At 35.6% G+C, this 22,800-nt stretch carries 23 protein-coding genes and 1 tRNA gene; 14 read left to right on the top strand and 10 right to left on the bottom strand.

Annotated features, from left to right (window positions below; translation table 11 throughout):
• Positions 1-20: 20 nt before the first annotated feature.
• Positions 21-1,127, bottom strand: coding sequence for a TolB family protein (locus BUB95_RS05280; RefSeq protein ID WP_073083957.1), 1,107 nt, complete (start codon positions 1,125-1,127; stop codon positions 21-23).
• Positions 1,128-1,206: 79 nt separating this feature from the next.
• Between BUB95_RS05280 and BUB95_RS05275 the strand changes: the two genes are divergently transcribed.
• Together BUB95_RS05275 and BUB95_RS05270 are read left to right on the top strand one after the other, a co-directional pair.
• Positions 1,207-2,451: a M28 family peptidase gene (locus BUB95_RS05275; protein WP_073083955.1), complete on the top strand. Its 1,245-nt coding sequence runs from the start codon at positions 1,207-1,209 to the stop codon at positions 2,449-2,451.
• Between the two features lies 1 nt (position 2,452).
• Positions 2,453-2,860 (top strand): DUF4345 domain-containing protein, encoded by a 408-nt coding sequence (locus BUB95_RS05270; protein WP_073083953.1) that lies wholly within the window; start codon positions 2,453-2,455, stop codon positions 2,858-2,860.
• Between the two features lie 161 nt (positions 2,861-3,021).
• Here BUB95_RS05270 and BUB95_RS05260 read toward each other — a convergent pair whose 3' ends face one another.
• The 3 genes from BUB95_RS05260 to BUB95_RS05250 are packed head-to-tail and all read right to left on the bottom strand — an operon-like array spanning position 3,022 to position 5,597.
• Positions 3,022-4,413 carry a radical SAM protein gene (locus tag BUB95_RS05260; protein WP_073083948.1) on the bottom strand — a complete coding sequence of 464 codons (1,392 nt, stop codon included), beginning with the start codon at positions 4,411-4,413 and terminating at the stop codon, positions 3,022-3,024.
• Positions 4,403-5,146, bottom strand: coding sequence for a prolipoprotein diacylglyceryl transferase (locus BUB95_RS05255; protein ID WP_073083946.1), 744 nt, complete (start codon positions 5,144-5,146; stop codon positions 4,403-4,405). The genes BUB95_RS05260 and BUB95_RS05255 overlap by 11 nt, the downstream gene beginning before the upstream one ends.
• 1 nt (position 5,147) lies before the next feature.
• On the bottom strand, positions 5,148-5,597 hold the full coding sequence (locus BUB95_RS05250) for a hypothetical protein (protein ID WP_073083944.1): 450 nt from the start codon (positions 5,595-5,597) through the stop codon (positions 5,148-5,150).
• 169 nt (positions 5,598-5,766) lie between these two features.
• Between BUB95_RS05250 and dusB the strand changes: the two genes are divergently transcribed.
• Entirely contained in the window at positions 5,767-6,759 is a 993-nt protein-coding gene (gene dusB, locus BUB95_RS05245) for a tRNA dihydrouridine synthase DusB (protein ID WP_073085092.1), read from the top strand.
• Here dusB and BUB95_RS05240 read toward each other — a convergent pair.
• Positions 6,756-7,964 carry an FtsX-like permease family protein gene (locus tag BUB95_RS05240; protein ID WP_073083941.1) on the bottom strand — a complete coding sequence of 403 codons (1,209 nt, stop codon included), beginning with the start codon at positions 7,962-7,964 and terminating at the stop codon, positions 6,756-6,758. The genes dusB and BUB95_RS05240 overlap by 4 nt on opposite strands.
• A gap of 64 nt (positions 7,965-8,028) precedes the next feature.
• Entirely contained in the window at positions 8,029-8,421 is a 393-nt protein-coding gene (rbfA, locus tag BUB95_RS05235) for a 30S ribosome-binding factor RbfA (RefSeq protein ID WP_073083939.1), read from the bottom strand.
• Positions 8,422-8,483: 62 nt separating this feature from the next.
• Between rbfA and mce the strand changes: the two genes are divergently transcribed.
• A complete protein-coding gene (gene mce / locus BUB95_RS05230; protein ID WP_073083936.1) occupies positions 8,484-8,888 on the top strand; it encodes a methylmalonyl-CoA epimerase in 405 nt (134 codons plus the stop codon).
• 85 nt (positions 8,889-8,973) lie between these two features.
• Positions 8,974-9,047: transfer RNA gene (locus BUB95_RS05225), tRNA-Ile, on the top strand.
• Between the two features lie 298 nt (positions 9,048-9,345).
• Here BUB95_RS05225 and BUB95_RS14280 read toward each other — a convergent pair.
• A complete protein-coding gene (locus BUB95_RS14280) occupies positions 9,346-9,516 on the bottom strand; it encodes a hypothetical protein (RefSeq protein ID WP_159432639.1) in 171 nt (56 codons plus the stop codon).
• A 72-nt stretch (positions 9,517-9,588) separates the two neighbouring features.
• Complete coding sequence (locus tag BUB95_RS05220) at positions 9,589-10,179, bottom strand: riboflavin synthase (protein WP_073085090.1); 591 nt, start codon at positions 10,177-10,179, stop codon at positions 9,589-9,591.
• A gap of 91 nt (positions 10,180-10,270) precedes the next feature.
• Here BUB95_RS05220 and pdxA point away from each other — a divergent pair, with 91 nt between their 5' ends.
• The 6 genes from pdxA to accC all read left to right on the top strand — a co-directional run bounded on the left by pdxA (position 10,271) and on the right by accC (position 15,261).
• On the top strand, positions 10,271-11,311 hold the full coding sequence (gene pdxA, locus BUB95_RS05215) for a 4-hydroxythreonine-4-phosphate dehydrogenase PdxA (protein ID WP_073083934.1): 1,041 nt from the start codon (positions 10,271-10,273) through the stop codon (positions 11,309-11,311).
• A 79-nt stretch (positions 11,312-11,390) separates the two neighbouring features.
• On the top strand, positions 11,391-11,933 hold the full coding sequence (locus BUB95_RS05210) for a YceD family protein (protein ID WP_073083932.1): 543 nt from the start codon (positions 11,391-11,393) through the stop codon (positions 11,931-11,933).
• 8 nt (positions 11,934-11,941) lie between these two features.
• The gene (rpmF, locus tag BUB95_RS05205) at positions 11,942-12,145 is read left to right on the top strand and encodes a 50S ribosomal protein L32 (protein ID WP_073083930.1); all 204 of its coding nucleotides are present in this window, start codon (positions 11,942-11,944) and stop codon (positions 12,143-12,145) included.
• Positions 12,146-12,324: 179 nt separating this feature from the next.
• Entirely contained in the window at positions 12,325-13,320 is a 996-nt protein-coding gene (locus BUB95_RS05200; protein WP_073083927.1) for a beta-ketoacyl-ACP synthase III, read from the top strand.
• Between the two features lie 29 nt (positions 13,321-13,349).
• Positions 13,350-13,832, top strand: coding sequence for an acetyl-CoA carboxylase biotin carboxyl carrier protein (gene accB / locus BUB95_RS05195; RefSeq protein WP_073083925.1), 483 nt, complete (start codon positions 13,350-13,352; stop codon positions 13,830-13,832).
• Between the two features lie 82 nt (positions 13,833-13,914).
• Positions 13,915-15,261 (top strand): acetyl-CoA carboxylase biotin carboxylase subunit, encoded by a 1,347-nt coding sequence (accC, locus tag BUB95_RS05190; RefSeq protein ID WP_073083923.1) that lies wholly within the window; start codon positions 13,915-13,917, stop codon positions 15,259-15,261.
• 28 nt (positions 15,262-15,289) lie between these two features.
• Here accC and BUB95_RS05185 read toward each other — a convergent pair whose 3' ends face one another.
• Positions 15,290-17,122: a cation:proton antiporter gene (locus BUB95_RS05185; protein ID WP_073083920.1), complete on the bottom strand. Its 1,833-nt coding sequence runs from the start codon at positions 17,120-17,122 to the stop codon at positions 15,290-15,292.
• Between the two features lie 144 nt (positions 17,123-17,266).
• On the opposite strand from BUB95_RS05185, the gene BUB95_RS05180 reads away from it, so the two are divergent.
• The 3 genes from BUB95_RS05180 to BUB95_RS05170 are packed head-to-tail and all read left to right on the top strand — an operon-like array spanning position 17,267 to position 21,570.
• Positions 17,267-18,130, top strand: coding sequence for an MBL fold metallo-hydrolase (locus tag BUB95_RS05180; RefSeq protein WP_073083918.1), 864 nt, complete (start codon positions 17,267-17,269; stop codon positions 18,128-18,130).
• A gap of 19 nt (positions 18,131-18,149) precedes the next feature.
• Positions 18,150-19,754 (top strand): S8 family peptidase, encoded by a 1,605-nt coding sequence (locus BUB95_RS05175; protein WP_073083915.1) that lies wholly within the window; start codon positions 18,150-18,152, stop codon positions 19,752-19,754.
• A gap of 7 nt (positions 19,755-19,761) precedes the next feature.
• Positions 19,762-21,570 (top strand): M1 family metallopeptidase, encoded by a 1,809-nt coding sequence (locus BUB95_RS05170; RefSeq protein WP_073083913.1) that lies wholly within the window; start codon positions 19,762-19,764, stop codon positions 21,568-21,570.
• A 47-nt stretch (positions 21,571-21,617) separates the two neighbouring features.
• On the opposite strand, the gene BUB95_RS05165 is transcribed toward BUB95_RS05170, so the two are convergent.
• The gene (locus BUB95_RS05165) at positions 21,618-22,799 is read right to left on the bottom strand and encodes a succinylglutamate desuccinylase/aspartoacylase family protein (protein ID WP_073083911.1); all 1,182 of its coding nucleotides are present in this window, start codon (positions 22,797-22,799) and stop codon (positions 21,618-21,620) included.
• Position 22,800: the final 1 nt, after the last annotated feature.

The following is a 22,800-nucleotide window of genomic DNA, read 5'->3' as shown; positions in this document are numbered from 1 at the left end:
ATGACAAATCAAAGGATTTGTCAATCCTGCCACTCGGCAATAAACAAATTGGTATCGCGTCCGCCACCATTGTTTCTGTTACTTGAAAATGCTAAATATTTACCATCGTTAGAAAATACCGGGAATGCGTCAAAGGTTTCGCCATGTGTGATGCGCTTTAGGTTTTTTCCGTCGGTGTCAATCATGTATAAGTTAAAAGGAAAACCGCGTTCTGCTTCAAAATTAGAAGAAAACAATACCTTGTCACCACTCGGTAAAAAGAACGGACTCCAATTAGCATTTCCTAAATCTGTAAGTTGACGTAAGTTACTGCCGTCAGCGTTACAGATGTACAATTCCATTTCAGTTGGCTCAACTAAACCTTCGGCCAATAACTCTTTGTATTCCTTGATTTCCTGCTCCGTTTTAGGACGAGACGAACGAAAAATTAACTGACTTCCGTCTGGCGAAAAGAAGGCGCCACCATCGTAACCCAATTCGTTTGTAATTTGTTTTACATCGGTTCCATCTATATTCATGGTATACAATTCCAAATCACCACTTCGGGTTGATGTAAATACAATTTTATCACCTTTTGGAGAAACTGTTGGCTCGGCATCGTAGCCAATTTCGTTAGTTAATTGCTTTACAATATTGCCTTCTAAATCTGCGACAAAAATATCGTAGCTGTCGTAGATTGGCCAGATGTATTTTCCGTTTTTACGTAATGGTGTATCTGGGCATTCGTCTTGTTTTAAGTGTGTCGATGCGTAAATGATATGTTTATTGTCTGGTAGAAAATAAGCGCAAGTCGTTCGACCTTTTCCTGTGCTAATCATTGGAGGTACTTTATCTTTAAACGTTTCATCGGCGTTCATTAAAAACATTTGGTCGCAGCCTACATTCCAAGCGGCATTGTTAGATTGAAACACGAGCTGCTTATCATCGAAACTCCAATACGCTTCGGCATTATCGCCACCAAACGTGACTTGTCTGATAGATTTAAAATGTACTTCTTCTGGATAAATTAATGGGTCATTTCCTGCAACCAATTTTTTCTCCGCTGGTTTAGTTTTAGTTTTATTGACTTCATTTTTACAAGAAAAAATTGAAAAACAAATCAAAAGAATAACACCTAATCGCTTCATAACTATAATTTTTAATGCCTAATTTTGTAATTCCTATGCATTAAGCTTCGGAATTTTGAGACAAAAATAAGATAAACCAATGAAAAAGATTGCCTTATTATTTATAGTATTATTTGTATTTGCCTGCAAAAACGAACCAAAACAAGCTGAAAACAAAATAAAAGACGATGTTACTTTCTTAGCCGATGATAAGCTCGAAGGGCGACAAACTGGCACTCCAGGAGAAAAAGCGGCTTCAGGTTATATTTCTGAACGCTTTAAAGACATTGGGCTATTGCCAAAAGGAACTGAAGGTTTTATCCAATCGTTTAGTTTTAAACCAAAAACTGACCCGCACAAAGAAGTTGAATTTACAACCAACGCAGATAGCACAATTACGGGCAGAAACGTGATTGGTTTTATAGATAATAATGCAGAAAACACCATTGTAATTGGCGCACATTACGACCATTTGGGCTTTGGTGGCGAAGGTTCTTTATACCGCGAAAAAGACAAAGCTATTCACAACGGTGCTGATGATAACGCCAGTGGTGTTGCCGTGATGCTGAATTTGGCCGACCGTTTAAAAGTGCGAAACGAAACTGCTGAAACCAAAGACAATAACAATTATTTATTTATGGCATTTTCGGGTGAAGAAATGGGCTTATTAGGTTCTAATTACTTCTCTAAAAATCCAACAATTGATACCAAATCCATTAACTACATGATTAATATGGATATGGTTGGCCGAATGAAAGCCGATAGTACATTAGCTGTCTATGGTGTTGGTACGTCTCCGATGTTTAAACAAACTTTAAAAGCAAATAACGAAAAGTTTAAATTGGTAGAAAACGAAAGTGGTGTTGGCCCAAGTGACCACACAAGTTTTTACTTGATTGATATTCCAGTACTACATTTTTTCACGGGTCAGCATGAAGATTACCACAAACCAGGCGATGATTCTGAAAAACTAAATTACGGTGGGATGAATCTCATTTCGGAATACATCTTTACCATCATCACTGATTTAAATGATAACGGAAAACTCGCTTTTAGGAAAACAAAAAACGAAAGCGAAGAAGTACCACGTTTTAAAGTTGGTCTTGGCGTTGTACCAGATTATCTATTCGACGGAAAAGGTATGCGCATTGATGGCACTCGCGAGGACACACCTGCATCTAATGCTGGACTACAAAAAGGCGATATTGTTATAAAACTTGGTGATGCAGACGTAACAGATATGATGAGTTATATGAAGGCGCTTTCTACTTTTGAAAAAGGTGACGAAACTTCGATTAGTGTGAAGCGAGGCGAAGACATTATTGAGACTACGGTGAAGTTTTAGCATGAAAACTAAGCAAGATTTTATCTCAAAAATTCACCTGATAATATCTGTCTTTGTTGTTTTTCCTGTGGCGATTAGCTATGGCTTTTTTCCGGATTTGGAATTCGAATTATTTCCAAAAACCATAGATGAGCATAATTTCTACAAGGCTATTATGGGCTTGTATATAGCTTGTGCTTTTATTTGGATGTTAGGAATATTTAAAACTAATTACCTAAAAACAGCCTTGATAACCAACGTTGTATTTATGCTTGGTTTGGGTTTTGGTAGAATTACAAGTATGCTTGTTGATGGCTTACCAACACAAGGTTACGTTATTGGTACTTTTTTAGAATTGTTTCTAGGGTGCTACGGAATTTGGGTTTTAGTAACCCAACATCAACGTACCGCAAATACCAAGACTGATTAATACGTAAAGCACCGCCAAAATAAAAAGAATCTTGGCTGCCTTTTTATTATTCTTATAAAGAGCAAAACCTATAATAGCTAAAAGAATAGCTGGTCCAAACATTATGGCTAGTATCAAAATGACTAAGCCATCTAAATTTCCTGGTTCTAAAACTAAACTCATCATATTTCGTTTCTAAGTTCTTCTAATCGTGCTTTTTTATCGTCTCGGTAAAATAGGTTCATGGTCTCAAATGGGATTATTTTATTATCCTTATCTACGATATGAACACATGATTTCTTTATCGCTCGTACATCAAAATTATAAGCATCTATAAACTGCATGATTATTACCCTAAACAAATTATCATAGCCCAAATTTGGTGCATCAATATCTGGTAAGCAGCACATTATTGATTTTAAGTTTTCTTCTGCAACCTCAACAGAATTTCCTGTGCTAAACAGCTCTATCATTTTTCCATGCAGCTGTTCGTCTTGCTCGTAAATAATCGTGTTTTTGCTATTATCTAATAAATCAGCGGGGTTAATATAACGCGTTAACGGAAATACCTCTCCATCTAATTTAAGCGCGTAGCCCATAACTAAAGCATCAGGATTACATGGCACCGGCAACAAATCGTCTGGATTAAAAATAGTGGTTTGCTCCATTATTTTTCGTCGCACTTCGGTTAAAGTCATTCTGTCCGTTTCAGGATTAAAGTTTTCTAACCGACCTGCAATTTGTGTTGGTTGCAAAGTCACGCCACGAACGCATTTTTGTTTTAAGGCGTAATCTATTATTTTTCCTATTTCATGGTCATTTAATCCTTTTTGAAGCGTCACTACCAAAGTGGTTGAAAGATTAAGTTTATTTAAATTTTCGAGCGCTTGCTTACGAATGTCATTTAAATCTGCTCCCCGCAATTCTTGTAAAACTGAATTCTCAAACGAATCAAATTGTAAATAAATTTCAAAATCTGGAGCGTACGTTTTTAACTTTTCCGCGAAAGCGAAATCTTTAGCAATTTTAATGCCGTTGGTATTTAACATTAAATGCCGAATGGGTAACGATTTTGCATAATCCATAATCTCCCAAAACTGCGGATGTATCGTCGGTTCTCCTCCCGAAATTTGCACCACATCTGGCTCTTTTTCATTTTTAACAATGGTGTCTAGCATCGTTTTTACCTCTTCCAAAGTTCGATGTCTTCCGTATGTTGGCGAAGAACCTGCATAACAGGTTGGGCAAGTTAAGTTGCACCTATCCGTAACCTCAACAACCGTTAAGCAGCTATGTTGCTCGTGGTCGGGACATAAGCCACAATCGTACGGACAACCATAATGTGTTTTGGTATTAAAAGTGTATGGCGTTTCGCTGGGTTTATTATAATTTCTTATGTTTTTATAATACTCTATATCATCAGCAATAAGCACCTTAGAATTACCATGCTCATTACATCGTTTCAGCATGTAAACGTTCTCGTTTTCAAAAACAATCTTTGCATCAACACGCCTTAAACATTCGGGGCAAAGGCTCAAGGTAAAATCGTAATAGGTATATTTTCTAACGGGCATACTTTAGTTTCTGAAAGATAAATTGGTAATAATACAACCAACAAATTAGACATAATATTTGGATTGTGCTTAGCCCAAGAACATAAAATACATTAGGTTTTAAAAACTCTATAAAAAATCGAAAACCAAAGTAAAACAACATAAAAAGCTTAAAAAGCTCACCGTTTTTTAATGAATAGTTATTCAGAATGTATTTTAAACTGAAAAATAGAATGACTAAAAATACAAGTTCGTAAAGTGATGTCGGATGCCGTTGTAAGCCATCTCCCAAATCCATTCCTGTAAAAAAAGAGGTCTGTTTGCCGTAGGTAAACTCTTTGACTCCCGATAAGAAGCAGCCAATACGCCCGATAAAAATTCCAAGAATAATCGGAAAAACAAACAAATCTCCAGAGGATTGCTTTTCTCCAATAATTTTTTTGGCTAATTCTACACCAAGTAGTCCTCCAAATAAACCGCCCATTATGGTTTTTGTATTTAATAGCTGAATGATGTTTTGCTCCGTAAATTCTACAAAAGGATTTTCTAAAACACCCACCAATCTAGAGCCAATTAATGCGCCCAACGTTGCACCGAGAATAATAGATAGTCGGTTGTTGGAGTTAATATGGTCAGTCTCCTTTCGTCTTAAAATTATGTAATACCGAAACGCTAAAAAAAACGCTAAATACTCAAGGATTAGATGAATATTTATGGTCGTACTAAAAAGTTCTGGCTCGAATGGGATTTGCAAATTAACGTTGTTGTATAGAATTGATAATTAACATGGCGTCGTTTTTATATTTTTCAAATATGTCTTTTCTAGCTTGATACATAATTGAACTAACAAACTCACCGCTGAAATTAAAATATTCTACTCTAGTGGATATTTCATCAGACAAAACAAATACTATTTCTGATGTAATTTTGTATTGATACTTAGCATTGTCTTTTATTTCAGTTATTCTAAATGATTTACTTTTTATATGGTGGTCTGGTGTTTCAGCGTATTGTTTGAGGTAACTTACGATATCGGTTTTACCAATAAACTTCTTTATTTTACTATTTATAATATACACGAAAGCTGCTCTTTTTTTAATCAACTCCTTTTCTTTCGGAAGCAATTGAAACCCAAATGGATTTTTTTGAATCTTCCAAGCTTTAGGATAATTTAATTTATAAGCTCCAAATTTATAAGTCTTCAAATTTTTATTCTGCGACTTCGCAAAACTGAAACAAAAACAAAAAACAACTATGTATAAAGTCGATTTCATAAGTCTAATTTATTAGTTTCCTTTTCAATTACCTAAAAAACCCTAATTTTGCATCCAAATTCGCCATAACTTTAGTAACGGCGAAACAAATTAATTGCGTTTGGTAAAAATTGGCGACATAGAATTAGGTGAATTTCCTCTGCTTTTAGCTCCGATGGAAGACGTAAGCGACCCACCATTTCGGGCACTCTGCAAAGAGCAAGGTGCCGATGTGGTCTATACCGAATTTGTAAGTAGTGAAGGCTTAATTCGTAATGCTGCAAAAAGCATTATGAAGCTCGACATCTACGAAAAAGAGCGACCGGTTGGTATTCAAATTTTTGGTGCTAATATGGAGAGTATGCTCCAAACCATTGATATTGTCGAGAAATCCAATCCAGACATTATAGATATTAATTTTGGTTGCCCTGTAAAAAAAGTGGTGAGCAAAGGTGCTGGTGCCGGAATTCTTAAGGATGTTTGCCTTATGGAAAAGCTCACTGCCGAAATGGTAAAACGCACCAATTTGCCAGTAACTGTTAAGACACGTTTAGGTTGGGACCACGACTCTATAAAAATTGTCGAAGTGGCCGAACGCCTCCAAGACGTTGGCATAAAATCTATTGCGATTCACGGACGTACACGTGCGCAAATGTATAAAGGTAATGCCGATTGGAAACCTATTGCCGACGTAAAAAACAATCCTCGAATGCACATTCCGGTATTTGGAAATGGGGATGTAAACACGCCCGAAATGGCAGTGAAAATGCGAGACGAATATGGCTTAGACGGTGCTATGATTGGTCGTGCTACAATTGGCAATCCTTGGTTTTTTAAGCAAGTAAAGCACTTTTTTAAAACAGGAGAGCATCTAGCGCCTATTTCTTTAGCAGAACGTGTTGAGGCTGCGCGTCGTCACCTGCAAATGTCCATAGATTGGAAAGGCGAAAAACTTGGTGTTTTTGAAACTCGACGCCACTACACCAACTATTTTAAAGGCATCCCCAACTTTAAAGAATACCGCATGAAAATGGTAACTAGCGACGACTCAAAAGATGTGTTTGCTGCTTTTGATGAAGTTCTTGAAAAATTTGGAGATTATCAATTTGTTTAGGCTACCGTTTTAATCAAATCTTTTGTGATTCGTTGTGATGCTAACTTAGAGGCTATAATTCCGAGTCCAAATATGGTAATCACGACAATGACAATGTTTTCTAGCTTCAGGCTTACAGGATAAGGAAAATCTGAGGTTAGCATTATCCATTCTAACTGCAACTGCGAAAAAATAATAAGAAGCCCAATACCAATTCCTATTACACCACTAAGGACAGTCATTAAAGTGCCTTGAAGAAAGAAAATATATTTTATCATTTTAGGTTCTGCACCTAAGTTGAATAAGGTATTTAGAGATTTTTTTCGGTCTAGAATCATCATAATTATGGCACCAATAACATTGAACAAGGCAATGATTATAACTAATGTGAAAATGAGGTAGACCGCTAAGTTTTCGGTATTCAACATTTTAAAAAGCGCATCATTTAATTGCTCCCTATTTTTTATAATAAAGGTATTGGGGAATAACTTTTCGATTTGTTCTTTTACTTCAGCTTCATTAGCTTCTGGTTTCAACTTCATTTCTATAGCTGAGAATTGGTGGTCTTCATAATTTACTAATGAACGTGCTAATTCAATATCTGAAAACACATACTCATTATCTAAATTCTCATTGATATTAAACAATCCAACATTTGTAACCACTTCAGAATTAAAATAACTTCGTAAACTACTGCCTTGACCTTTCCCTGGCTTAGGTACATATATGGTAAGCGGCTTCATGAAATTAAAAACACCAAATGACAAATTATTTGAAATTCCCCAACCAGACACCACATCATAAATCCCAGGCTTAAACCATTTCCCTTGAGACACCATGCTGTCAATCTGCGTTACAGTCTGATAGTTTTCGTCAACACCTTTTAATGTAGCTAGAAGGTTTTTATTTTCAGATTTTATAACAATACGCTCTTCAATAATTTGTGAGGTTGTTTCTATGCCTTCAATAGAATTTAAAGTATTCTGTTCCTTTTCAGAAAGTAAAAATGATTTTCCTTCTAATGGTAAAATCTTTAAATCCGGGTCTGTAAAATTAGAGAAGTCTAAGCTGTATTCTTTTAGTCCAGCAAATACAGAGAGTACAATTAACAACGCTGCTGATGCTACGATTACGCCTCCAGAAGCGATAAAGCTCATAATGTTAATAGCGTTATTGCTGCTTCTTGAAAATAAATACCGCTTAGCGATGTAAAAGGATGTATTCATGTATTACAGTCTCGGGATAAAATTAGGGATAAAAAGACTGTATGCGATAAAATTTAGGAAAGCCTTACGATTTTTTTCTTCGGCCTAATAAATCTTCGTCTTTAATAGGATTTTCTTCGCCTTTTAATGAGCGCTCAATATTATCTATATATTCTAAGGAGTCGTCTACAAAAAACTCTAAAGTTGGCATACGGCGTAATTGGTGGCGTGTGCGTTGAGCTAATTCATGACGAATTAACGGCGTATTAGAACGAATACCTTTTAAAAGTTCTTCCGCTTCTTTATTAGGAAAAATGCTTAAATAAACCTTAGCAATCGACAAATCTACAGTAACACTCACTTTAGATACGGATATGATTATTCCTTTAAGTCCACCTTCTGAAGCTGCGCGTTGTAAAACATCAACTAAATCTTGTTGAAGAATTCCTGCTATTTTTTTTTGTCTATTGCTTTCCATTTTGCAAAAGTAGAAGTTATTTAAGTATTATAGTATTTTTACACTACAAAATTAAAGCCAGAATGAATAAAATAGAACATATTGGCATAGCTGTCAAAGATTTAGAAAATTCAAATAGCTTATTTGCCTCACTTTTTGGAAAAAAGCATTATAAGATTGAAGCTGTTGAAAGTGAAAATGTATTAACCTCTTTTTTTAAATGTGGGCCAAACAAAATAGAATTATTACAAGCCACCACTGAAGATAGTCCTATAGCTAAGTTTATTGAAAAAAAGGGTGAAGGAATCCATCATATTGCATTTGCAGTAGATGATATTGAAAGTGAAATAGAGCGCTTAACAAATGAGGGTTTTAGAATGATACATGAAAAACCTAAAAAAGGAGCAGATAACAAATTAATTGCTTTCTTGCATCCAAAATCTACAAACGGCGTTCTTATTGAGTTGTGCCAAGATATTCAGCATTAAATTGAATTAATTTTCTTGTAGAGTTTTAAAATATATAGTAATATTGCACACTCTTTAATCCTGAAGAGGTTGGCAATAGCCTTCAGGTCCTATAACTCAGTTGGTTAGAGTATCTGACTCATAATCAGAAAGTCCCTGGTTCGAGCCCAGGTGGGACCACAGAAAACCGTTTCAAAGTATTGAAACGGTTTTTTATTTTACACTTCTAAACAAATATTTTTGCTATTAACAATTTCATAATCATTAATGTTAATAGCTTTTATTTTTATTAATGCAATAGTTGTCTTATAGTTATAAATTAGTATCCTATAAGTAGCTAAAATCAATTAAGTAAGTAAAAGCTTACAAATTATAAAAAAAATATTGAAAATGTTCGTTTTGTCGGATTTTTTTACACTTAAAAGGTTGTTTTTAAGTCTTTAAATTTTGCAGACATACTTTTTTTTATACATTTGCGTTAGTCTTTAATAACAAATATGAAGATTGCCTCAATAATTTTTAATCTTATCCTTTTTATACAAGGTCCTTGTAGTGGATGTCCTTCTGGTGTGCCGTGTGCCCCGTGTTGCTCAAACCCTACGCCTTGTGGTGGTGGTCCACCGCCGCCGCCAGGATTTCCTATAGACAATCTTTTATTTCTTTTATTTTTTGCTGCGCTAATTTTCGGTGTTTACACCATTAGAAAGCGCCAAAGGCAGTTTTAGGCTCGTAAGTCATTTAAGCGCTTGACGTATTTTCCAATAACATCAAATTCTAAGTTTACGGTGTCCCCTTTTTTTAGATTTTTAAAGGTGGTATGCTCGTAAGTGTAAGGAATTATAGCAACTGAAAAGGAATTTAATTCTGAATTTACTACCGTTAAGCTTACGCCGTTAATAGTAATTGATCCCTTCTCAATAGTCACATTGTTTAGTGCTTTATCATATTCAAAAGTATACGACCAGCTTCCGTTTTGCTCAGTTTCATCTATGCATGTTGCTGTTTGGTCTACGTGCCCTTGAACGATATGCCCATCCAATCGGTCTCCAAGTTTCATTGCGCGTTCTAGGTTAACCACGTCATTAACTTTAAGTTTTCCAATATTTGTTTTGTCTAATGTTTCTTTAATGGCTGTAACTACGTAAGTGTCATCTTTAATAGAAACCACGGTCAAACAAACCCCATTATGCGCCACGCTTTGATCTATTTTTAATTCGGGAGTTATGTTACTTTTTACCGTAATATGTAAATTCTCCTTCTCTGTTTCTAGATGTTTTACAATCCCTAAATCTTCAATAATACCTGTAAACATAGTTCTATTATAAATGGTTAAATTTGCCATACAAAGTTACGGACAAAATTAAAGTCTATTCTATAAATTCTTATTAATAAAATTCTACAGATTGAAAACAAACGAACATATAAAAGTGGGTATCTCAATTGGAGATTTAAATGGTATTGGGCCAGAAATCGTTATTAAAACTTTTGAGGATTCTCGTTCTTTAGAATTATATACACCTGTTATTTTTGCTTCTTCTCGTATCATGAATTTTTTCAGAAAGCATTTTTCCAGTAAAATTAATTTTCATGAAATTAATGACTTAGATAAAATTGCTCACGGAAAAGTTAATGTGTTCAATGTTTGGAAAGAAGCCGTAAACATTCAGTTTGGGAAAGAAGATAAAAAAATCGGTGAGTATGCTATTAAATCTTTAGAATCTGCTGTAGACGCGCTTAAAAAAGACGCTATTGATGTTTTAGTTACTGCACCAATAAATAAACATAATATACAATCCGATACATTTAATTTCCCTGGTCATACCAATTATCTAGAGCAGCAACTCGAAGGTAACAGCCTGATGTTTATGATATCTGAAAACCTTAGGGTTGGGCTTTTAACAGACCATGTGCCTGTTAAGGATGTGCCAAGTTATATTACAGAAGATTTAATTCGCCAAAAGGTTGCTACGGTTTCTAAATCTTTAATTCAAGATTTTGCAATCAGCAAACCAAAAATTGCAGTATTGGCTATCAATCCACACGCAGGAGATAATGGTGTTATAGGAAATGAAGATGATACCGTTCTAAAACCCGCATTAGAAAAATTACGCCAAGAGGGTAGCTTGGTTTACGGCCCGTATTCTGCAGATAGTTTTTTTGGCTCAAACAGCTACAAAAATTTCGATGCTGTTATAGCATCTTATCATGACCAAGGATTAATTCCATTTAAAACTATAACATTTGGTTCAGGAGTTAATTACACCGCAGGTTTAAATAAAGTTCGCACGTCTCCCGATCACGGCACAGCCTATGAAATAGCTGGAAAAGGAGAGGCAGATGAAAGTTCTTTTAAGCGTGCAGTATTTGCGGGAATAGAAATTTTTAGACGCCGAAGAGATTACAATTTGTATGCTAAAAATCCTCTAAAAAAAATGACACGGTAGATATTAACATTTTTTGTTGATATCTAGGCTTCTATATAGAAAAAAATATTATATTTGCACGCTCAAAATGTGTGTGTGAATGAAAGCAATGAAAGCGTATACAATACCATTTGTAGGGCTAAAAGTAGGGAAACATCATTTTGATTATCAAATTGATAATGCGTTCTTTTTAGAGTTTGACTATGATGAGTTTAACGACGCTGACCTAAAAGTAGGCCTTCTTTTTGAAAAGAAACCGACACTTTTAGAGTTAACATTTAATGTTAAAGGTAGTATCAATGTTAATTGCGATGTTTCTAATGAGCCTTTTGATTTAAAAATCGAAGATACATTTAAGCTCGTAGTTAAGTTTGGTGAAAGTTATAACGATGATAATGAGGAGATATTGATTTTACCACATGGTGAGTATCAAATAAATGTCGCTCAATATATCTATGAACTAATTGTACTTGCTGTACCAGCAAAAAAAGTTCATCCAGGGATTGAAGACGGAACATTACAGTCTGATATACTTAGCAAATTAGAAGAATTAAGTCCTGAAGAAGGTAAAACAGAAGAAAACAATATTGAGGAAACGGATCCTCGTTGGGATACATTAAAAAAACTATTAACGGATAAATAACATTTAAAATGGCACATCCAAAACGTAAAATATCTAGAACAAGAAGAGACAAGAGAAGAACGCATTACAAAGCAACTGTTCCTCAAATAGCAACTTGCCCTACAACTGGTGAGCCACACCTATACCATAGAGCTCACTGGCACGAAGGAAAGCTTTACTACAGAGGTCAAGTTCTAATAAATAACTCTGCTGAAGAAGAAAATTTAGCATAAGTATTATGCGCGCATATAATAAAACGCCCAAACATTGGGCGTTTTTTTTGTTTTAATGCTCCAAATCGAGTAAAAACCGTTTTATTTGCATAATTATTTGCCAAAAAGTGCTGAAAATGGTTAAAATTAATCACATTTTAATCATTTTTCGATATTTTTAATTAATCTAAACGCTAATAATGAGTAAAATCACAGCGGCTATAACAGCTGTAGGAGGCTATCTTCCTGATTTCGTTTTATCTAACAAAGTTCTTGAAACAATGGTAGATACTAATGACGAATGGATTACTACACGAACAGGAATTAAAGAAAGACGTATTTTAAAAGAAGAAGGTAAAGGTTCTTCATTCTTAGCTATAAAAGCAGCAGAAAATCTTATCGAAAAATCGGGCATAAACCCAGAAGACATCGATTTAGTTATCGTAGCTACTGCCACTCCAGATATGAAGGCTGCGTCCACAGCAGCTTATACAGCGACTCAGATAGGTGCTGTTAATGCGTTTTCTTACGATTTAGAGGCTGCATGCTCAAGCTTTTTATTTGGGATGTCAACCGCATCCGCATATATCGAGAGTGGGCGCTACAAAAAGATACTTTTAATAGGAGCAGATAAAAATTCATCTTTTATAAATTACAAAGACAGAGCAACATGCATCATTTTTGGTGATGGCGCTGGAGCTGTTCTTTTTGAGCCAAATGAAGAGGGTCTTGGTCTACAAGATGAATTATTAAGAAGTAATGGTGAAGGAAGAGAATTTTTAAGAGCACAGCGTGGAGGGTCATCTTATCCTATTAATGCAGATACCTTTAATGAAGGTTCACATTATGTTTTTCAGGATGGGAAAACGGTATTTAAAAACGCTGTATTTAATATGGCAGATGTAGCAGAGTGTATTCTAAAACGTAACAACCTTACTAACGCAGACGTTAATTGGCTTGCTGCACATCAAGCAAACAAACGCATTATTGACGCCACTGCTAACAGAATAAATCTAGAAGAGGATAAGGTGATGATGAACATACAAAAGTATGGTAATACCACATCAGCTACATTACCTCTTTTATTGCATGACTACGAATCACAACTTAAAAAAGGTGATACCATAATATTTGCTGCCTTTGGCGGCGGATTTACTTGGGGTTCTATTTACTTTAAATGGGCCTATAACTCATAAAAACTAACTAATTATAACAACTGAATACTATGGATTTAAAGGAAATTCAAAACTTAATCAAATTTGTAGCAAAATCTGGTGCAAGCGAGGTTAAGTTAGAAATGGACGATGTTAAAATTACCATTAAAACTGGTTCAGAGACTGAAACCACTATCGTTCAACAAATGCCTGTTGCTGCAGCCCCTATGATGCAACAAGCGCCTGCTGCAGCGCCTGCTCCTGCAGCTGAGCCTGCCGCTCCTGCTGCTGCTCCAGCATCAGATGATTCAAAATACATCACAATCAAATCACCTATTATTGGTACGTTTTACAGAAAACCTTCTCCAGACAAACCTGTCTTTGTAGAGGTTGGTACAGATATTAAAGAAGGTGATGTGTTATGTGTTATTGAGGCTATGAAACTTTTTAACGAAATTGAATCTGAAATATCAGGTAAGATTGTAAAAGTTTTAGTTGATGATTCTTCTCCAGTAGAATTTGATCAGCCATTATTCTTGGTTGACCCATCATAACAATTGAAAATTCCAATCCACAAATCCCAAAACCAATTATTGGAATTTGGTGCTTGGAAGTTGAATTTTTAAATTAAAAGTTATGTTTAAAAAAATATTAATTGCCAATCGAGGTGAAATAGCGCTTCGTGTTATAAGAACCTGTAAAGAAATGGGTATTAAAACTGTGGCTGTATATTCTACAGCAGACGCAGACAGTTTACCTGTAAAATTTGCTGATGAAGCGGTGTGTATTGGTCCCGCTCCAAGTCCAGAATCATACTTAAAAATGTCCAATATCATAGCTGCAGCCGAAATCACAAATGCTGACGCTATTCACCCTGGCTATGGATTCTTATCGGAAAACGCAAAGTTTTCTAAAATATGTGAAGAACACGGCATTAAATTCATAGGAGCATCAGAGGATATGATTGCTAAAATGGGAGATAAAGCTACTGCTAAAGCTACAATGAAAGCTGCTGGTGTACCTTGTGTTCCAGGAAGTGATGGTATTATTGCAGATTTTGCAGAGTGTGAAAAGCTCGCGGTTGAAGTAGGCTATCCTGTTATGCTTAAGGCTACTGCCGGTGGTGGTGGTAAAGGAATGAGGGCTGTTTGGAAGCCAGAAGACCTAAAGCCTGCTTGGGACTCTGCCAGACAAGAATCTAAGGCTGCTTTTGGAAATGACGATATGTATATGGAGAAGCTTATTGAAGAACCTCGCCACATCGAAATTCAGGTTGTTGGAGATTCTACAGGAAGAGCTTGTCATCTTTCAGAGCGTGATTGTTCTGTGCAACGTCGTCATCAGAAATTAACTGAAGAAGTGCCTTCTCCTTTTATGACGGATAAACTTCGTAAAGATATGGGAGAAGCTGCAGTAAAAGCTGCAGAATATATTAAATATGAAGGTGCTGGAACTGTAGAGTTTTTGGTGGATAAACATCGTAACTTCTACTTCATGGAGATGAATACGCGTATACAGGTTGAACACCCAATTACAGAACAAGTAATTGACTTTGATTTGATAAGAGAACAAATTAAAGTAGCTGCTGGTGTGCCAATCTCAGGAAAAAACTATGAGCCAAACCTGCATTCTATTGAGTGTAGAATTAACGCAGAAGACCCATACAACGACTTTAGACCTTCTCCAGGTAAAATTACTGTTTTACATGCTCCTGGTGGTCATGGTGTGCGTCTAGATACACATGTCTATGCGGGATATAGTATTCCGCCAAACTATGACTCTATGATTGCTAAGTTAATTACAACTGCGCAAACTAGAGAAGAAGCTATACATAAAATGAAAAGAGCTTTAGATGAGTTCGTGATTGAAGGAATTAAAACAACGATTCCATTCCATAGAGCTTTAATGGATCATCCAGATTATTTAGCTGGTAATTATACCACAAAATTTATGGAAGATTTTAAAATGCCTAAAGAAGATTAAAAAAAAGCCCTCAAATGAGGGCTTTTTTTTAATCTTCTTTATCTACCGACTTACCGAGGTAGGCTAATTTCCAATTTTTATCAATTTTTTCAAGGATATCTTTGTTAGACGAAATAACATGAATTTCTCCGCTTTTGTCCTTTAAGAAAAGTGGAATTATTTCTTCGTCATCCATCATTTTTTCGAAAAGCTTGGTGTAGTGTTCTTTATTATTAATAGCAATCTCCTGAACTTTTGGGTAAGAACGGCTGACGTTAGTTAAAGTATCAAAATCGCCAAATTGTGAAAATAAAACTTCATTAGGGTTTGGTGTAGATGACTTTTTTTCTTCTGGGCTTATCAACCTAAAAGACCCATTTTCACCAAATTGTTTTTTAAACTTGTCTATTGCATACTTATTTATATCTGGACTAGCTGTTAATGCTAGCAAATAGCCCACATCATTTAACTCTATATTATCAGTCAATGTGTTAGAATATATATTAGTCTCTATGGCCTCTAACCCCAGTTTTTTTGTCTTTTCAATATTCGCTTGGTTGCTATCGATTAAAACGACGTGGCGACCGTTCTCTTCAAGATATTGCCCTATAAGTTGAGAAATTTTTGAGGCACCTACAATTAATATACCATCAGACTTTCCTAAAAATACGCCTACAATTTTAGCAAATAAACGCGCAGTTGTGGCGTTTAGTAAAACGGTTCCTAGAACTATCATAAATACCAACGGCGTTATATATTCAGCACCTTCAACGCCTTGTTTTATTAATTTACTCCCAAATAAAGAGGCGATACCCGCCGCAACTATACCTCTTGGCCCAACCCAACTAACAAAAAGGCGTTCGTTAAGTTTTAAATTCGAACCGTGAGTACTAACGAATACTGCAAGCGGACGAATTATCAAAACGACGACCAAGAATAAAACTGCTGTTTTCCAATTGTAAAGCAAATACAGGTCTTCAATATTGATGTTCGCAGCTAAAAGAATGAATAGAATAGAAATAAGCAATACACTTAGAGATTCCTTAAAATAGAGAAGCTCTTTGAGGTTTTCTAATTTTCCATTTCCCAAAACCATACCCATCACTACAACAGCTAATAATCCTGATTCGTGGGCAAAAATTTCGGATTCTACAAAAACCAAAAGCACTACGGATAATGAAACAACATTGAGTAGGTAGTGGGGTATAAATTTTTTGTTAATAGCAAAAGCTAATCCGTGAGCAAATGTAAATCCGAATGTCGTTCCGAATAAAACAATTTTACCAAACTCCATAAAAGCAGTTTTTGTAAAGCCACTGTCCCCTTCGACACTTATAAATTCAAAAACCAATACCGCAACTAAAGCACCAATAGGATCAATAAGAATTCCCTCCCATTTAAGTACTGCTGAGATGTCTTTTTTTAGAGGAATATTCCTTAAAATTGGTGTAATTACCGTTGGTCCTGTAACAATTATGAGACCAGAAAATAAAAACGAGAGCTCCCAACTTAGATTAAATAAAAGATGCGCCGCAACACCTGCGGCTAAAAACGTAATTAGAGCTCCAACGGTAATTAACTTAGTTATCACTGGTCCTACGTTTTTTATTTCGCTACGCTTAAGTGTTAAGCCGCCTTCAAACAGTATAATACTAATCGCTAAAGAAACAAAATAATACAAAGATTCTCCAGGGAACAGACCTTTTTCTCCATTCCAAACAGGTTCTATCCATTTTGAGCCATCTTCGCTTAAAAATTCGGCTGCAACAGGACCAACAAGCAAGCCAATAAGTATCAGTGGTAATATGGCTGGAATTTTAAACTTCCACGCAACCCATTGTGCTAAAATGCCTAAAATTATAATGCCAGCTAGTTCTATCATAGTCTTTTGATGTGGTTAAATCATAAAATTATAAATATACACTAAAAAATACAGTAAATAATAGAACGGTAACCTTCTTGCGAATTGGTAATAAAATCTTAAGCATAGTAAGTATTTCGGGCATATTTCTTATTTTCGTTTTCTATGAATTTATACCCAATAGAGGCAGGAAATTTTAAGCTAGACGGTGGCGCTATGTTTGGTGTTGTGCCAAAACCTTTATGGCAACGAACAAATCCCGCTGATAGCAACAATATGATTGATATTGCTGCACGTTGTTTATTAATTGAAGACAATAGTCGTCTTATCCTTATTGATACAGGAATGGGAGATAAACAAAGTGAAAAGTTTTATGGGTATTATCATTTATGGGGAGACGACACCATTGAAAAGTCATTGGCTAAATACGGTTTTCATCGTGATGATATCACTGATGTGTTTATGACGCATCTTCATTTTGATCATTGTGGAGGAAGTATTCAATACAATAAAAATCGAACGCTGCTTGAACCTGCGTTTAAAAATGCACATTTTTGGAGTAATGAAGACCATTGGAGCTGGGCAACAGAGCCCAACCGAAGAGAAAAGGCTTCATTTTTAAAAGAAAATATAATCCCAATGCAAGAGAGTGGACAATTAAAGTTTACTGAGCTTCCTGAGGATAAAATTTTGAAAAATTCTGAATTAGGTTTTGATATTTTCTTTGCCAATGGACATACCGATAAGCAAATGATTCCAATGATTGATTACAAAGGAAAAATCATTTGTTTTATGGCAGATTTGCTGCCAACCGCTGGCCATTTACCTATTCCTTTTGTTATGGGATACGATACAAGGCCGTTGCTCACGCTTGACGAAAAAGAAGCATTTTTAAATTTAGCTGCAGACCATAATTATTACTTATTTTTAGAGCATGATGCGCATAACCCTATAATAACTGTAAAACATACCGAAAAAGGCGTAAGGCTAAATGAGGTATATACGTGTAAAGACATTTTTAACAACTAAGACTAAAATTTATTAATACATGAAAAAGAATAGAAATTTCAGATTAATTTATGCATTTGCCGCATTGGTATTAATGAGCTGTGGAGGTTCTCCACTTATTTCTACACCAATTGAAAACATAGACACTTCGCCTATAAAAGTTTCTGAATTAACAAAAGCTGAAAAAGAAAATTGGGGCCATCTCGATTTAGAAAAAGACACCATTCCTGGTATGGGGGTTGACCGCGCTTATGCTGAGATTATAAAAGGAAAGAAGGGAAAGAAAGTAATTGTTGCTGTTATAGATTCTGGTATTGATATTGACCACGAAGACTTAGACGGCGTTATTTGGACCAATGAAGATGAAATTCCTAACAACGGAAAAGATGATGATAAAAATGGTTATGTAGATGATATTCACGGATGGAATTTCTTGGGTAAAGCCTACAATGAGCAACTTGAATATGTGCGTTTAATTGCTTCTGGAGACAAAAGCGCGCCTAGGTATGACGAAGCTGTAAAACTTCACGAAGAAGAATACAATAAATGGTTGGGCAGAAAAACGCAATACGACCAAATCTATCAGCAAGTTATTTCAAATGATGAAATTTTATCAAAGCATTTAGGAAAAGAAGATTACACTCAAAAAGATGTAAATGGTATTACATCTACCGATGCTTCTGTTCAAGGCGCTGTACAATTTGCAAAATTCATATACTCTAATGGTATTGAGTCTATGAGCGATGCTAAAAAGGAATTAGCTGATGCTTTAGAGTCAATTAATGATAGAGTGAATTACAACCTTAAAAAAGATTTTAGCGGAAGAACAACGGGTGACAACCCTAATGACTTTAACGATAAGCCGGGATATGGTGATGGTAATGTGAAGCCCGTTAAAAAGTCAGAAAGTCACGGTACGCATGTTGCAGGTATTATTGCTGCTGAGCGTAACAACGGAAAAGGCGCAAATGGTGTTGCCAGCAATGTAGAAATTATGTCAATCAGAGCTGTACCAAACGGTGATGAGTACGATAAAGATGTTGCAAAAGCGATTCGTTACGCTGTAGATAACGGCGCTACGATTATAAACGGAAGTTTTGGTAAATCATTCTCTCCTCATAGTGATTGGGTAAGAGATGCCATTAAATACGCAGCGTCTAAAGATGTGCTTATTGTGCATGCTGCAGGTAATGATAGTAAGGATATTGATGTAGAGCCTAATTTCCCTGCCGATAATATTAGCGGAAAAGAAGTTTCAGATAACTATATTTCTGTTGGGGCTCTAGCTCCTAAATATGGTAGCGGTATGGTTGCTAGTTTTTCAAACTATGGCGACCAAAATGTAGATATTTTTGCGCCTGGAGCACAAGTATATTCAACAACTCCAGAAAACGAATACGATACAAAAGGAGGTACATCTATGGCGGCTCCTGCTGTAGCTGGGCTCGCAGCTTTAATTCGTTCTTACTACCCAAAATTATCCGCTGCTCAAGTTAAGAACGTTATTCTCGATAGTGGATTGCAGTTAACTACAAAAGTTATTGTCGGAGGTGAAGCTTCAGATGTGAGACCTTTTTCTGAATTATCAAAAAGTGGGCGTATAGCTAATGCCTTTAACGCCTTAATTATGGCTTCAAAATTATAGTTTATTTATGAAAAAAATAGTTTCAATTTTAGCAATTGCCTGTGTTTTGGCTTCTTGTGATAGTTCAAAACAAGCCATTCAAAACAACACGCCTCAAGCTGTAACCACTACTGCTTCTAGTGGTTACTGGCAACAACATGTCGATTACAAAATGAACATTGATATGGATGTAAATACGTATCAATACAAAGGTGACCAGACTTTGGTATACACTAATAATTCGCCAGATGTATTAAATAGGGTTTATTACCATTTGTATTTCAACGCCTTTCAACCAGGAAGCGAAATGGATGTGCGTTCGCGTACGATTGCCGACCCAGACAGACGTGTTGGTGATAGAATTAGTAAGCTAAAGCCAAACGAAATTGGCTATGTAAAAGTGAATAATTTATCACAAAACGGAACGGCTTTAAACTATGAAACTGTGGGTACTGTTTTAGAAGTAGAATTGGCGAAACCTATTCAACCAGGAGAAGAAGTAACCTTTAAAATGAATTTTGATGCTCAGGTGCCTGTGCAGATTCGTCGTTCTGGTAGAAACAATGCTGAAGGTGTTGCGCTGTCAATGACGCAATGGTATCCAAAATTAGCAGAATATGATGACGAGGGTTGGCATGCAGACCCATATATCGGTCGCGAATTTCATGGTGTTTGGGGTGATTTTGAAGTTAACTTAACCATAGATAAAGATTATGTTGTTGGAGGTACGGGTTATTTACAAGGAGAACCTTCTTTTAGTGGCAATAAGAAAACAATGCGTTTTAAAGCTCCAAATGTTCATGACTTTACTTGGGCAGCAGACCCAGACTATATTCATGATGTTTATAAAATGCCTAATGGCCCTACTTTAAACTTTTATTATAAAAAAGACTTGCCTGCCGAAAATCTAAAGTATTGGAAAGATTTACAACCAGACACTGCTAAATTGATGCGTTTTTTCTCAGAAAATGTTGGTAAATATCCTTATGAGCAATATTCTGTAATTCAAGGAGGTGATGGCGGAATGGAATATGCCATGTCTACCTTAATCACGGGAAAACGAAGTTATGGTAGTTTGCTAGGGGTTACCGCTCACGAGTTGGCACATACATGGTTTCAGTTTTTGCTAGCCACCAACGAAGCTAAGCATGAGTGGATGGATGAAGGTTTCACAAGTTATATTTCGGCTTTGGCTATGAATGAATTACGTGATGAACCAAGAGCTAACCCTACATCTGGGTCTTATCGTGGATATTTAGCCTTAGCTAACTCAGGAAGAGAGCAACCGCTAACAACACACGCTGACCGTTACACTTACAATGGCGTATATGGTGCTGCCGCATACAGTAAAGGTGCTGTGTTTATTGCTCAATTAGGATATGTTATTGGTGAGGATAATCTTAAAAAAACATTGAAAAAATACTTCAATGATTTTGCTTTTAAACACCCTAAACCAATGGATATTGTTAGAACAGCAGAAAAGGTTACCGATTTTGAATTAGACTGGTACCTCATCGATTTTGCACAAACAACAAATACTATCGATTATGGTGTAAAATCAATTAACGGTTCAACCATTACTTTGGAGCGTATTGGTCAAATGCCAATGCCTTTAGATATTAGTGTTACCTATACTGATGGTTCTAAAGAAGATTTCTATATTCCTTTACAAATGATGCGTGGAGAAAAACCAACTAAAGCTACTATTGCTAATGATTGGGCTTGGGCATATCCAACATATAATTTAAAAACGTCTAAAAACGTAAAATCAATTGAAATTGACCCATCACAAATGATGGCTGATGTTGATAGAGCAAACAATGTTGCTAATCTGTAAATTTATATTATTTATATAATTTAAAAGGCGCCATATAGGTGCCTTTTTTATGATTTGTACCAAGGTAAATCTTTATACATGTCTCTCTTTGAGACGCGCTCTCTATTATAAAGCAACAAATGCGTTTCGTCTTCTTGTTTGTTTCTGTAACCAAACAGATGAAAAATAGATTTAGCCATAAAACGCGTTACCTTTAGATTAGCTCTCAATACGCCTTGCGATTTGTTGTGCCATTTTATACCAGGTAATAAAGTTAAAAGGCTATCTGCTCTTAAGTGCCTTAAAATAGAGGATAGTTTAAGGAAAAAATGTGGTATGCGTTTTATAATAAAAAAACCATCGTTACCACTTTCTTGATAAAGTGGCATAAAGAGTTCATTTGAGGAAGGTGCATAAATTGGTTTGTTATTAGATGTGGCTAAAAGCACTCCTTTTTTAATAGATTGAAAACTTTTAAAATCCGCCTTCATCTTAAAGATTTCTTGCTCTTGAATATGGTACTTATAAATCACCTCATATATATCAGTTTTACTATCAGATGCTTTTTTTAATTTGTAAAAATGCTCCATAACAGTAGTGCTGCTATTTTTCAAAATTTCTGAAATATGACAAGCTAAATAAATAAACGATTCGCAATTTTTTACAGCCTGTTGGTCTGTGTGTTGCCCTGACTCAAAACCTAATGACACATATCCTTTTTTGTTTAAATAACTCAAAAGAGGCCCGTCAAGATACTCTTCTATACCCAAAACAATTGGCACGGGAAAAGCTTTAGAAAACTTCCTGTTAATTAAAGCATCATTAATCGTTATAAATGGTAAAGTTTTACTTGATGTGGTGTGAAAATCTATAAAATAAATTGGTTCTTTTGCATCAGTTAAAAGCTGTGAAATAAAATTATAAATAGACTTTTGCTCACATTCTTCGTTGGTTAAATCTGTTTTTGTTTTAAGGGCTTCAAGTTGTTTAGAAGTCCACATTCTGTTTAAATCTTCAGTAAGATATCTTTTGTTTTGCTGGATGGCTTTTGTGTTCCCATAAACACCATAAATCTGGCCACTAATATCCTCTTTATTAAGTTTTGGTAAAATGTTTTTTAAAGCCTCAACACCTGCTTGTTCGTTGCCATGAATACCTGCAAAAAAAACAATAGTGGCTCCTTTCTGTTTTCCTTTTACATGATGAATTATGCGTTTTTCTATTGTGGAAACTTCTTTCAATTCAATCATT

Source organism: Winogradskyella jejuensis (assembly GCF_900129745.1).
Classification (GTDB): Bacteria; Bacteroidota; Bacteroidia; order Flavobacteriales; family Flavobacteriaceae; genus Winogradskyella; species Winogradskyella jejuensis.
The sequence above is the reverse complement of the archived record's forward strand: the minus strand, read 5'-3'. Positions and strand labels throughout refer to the sequence as shown.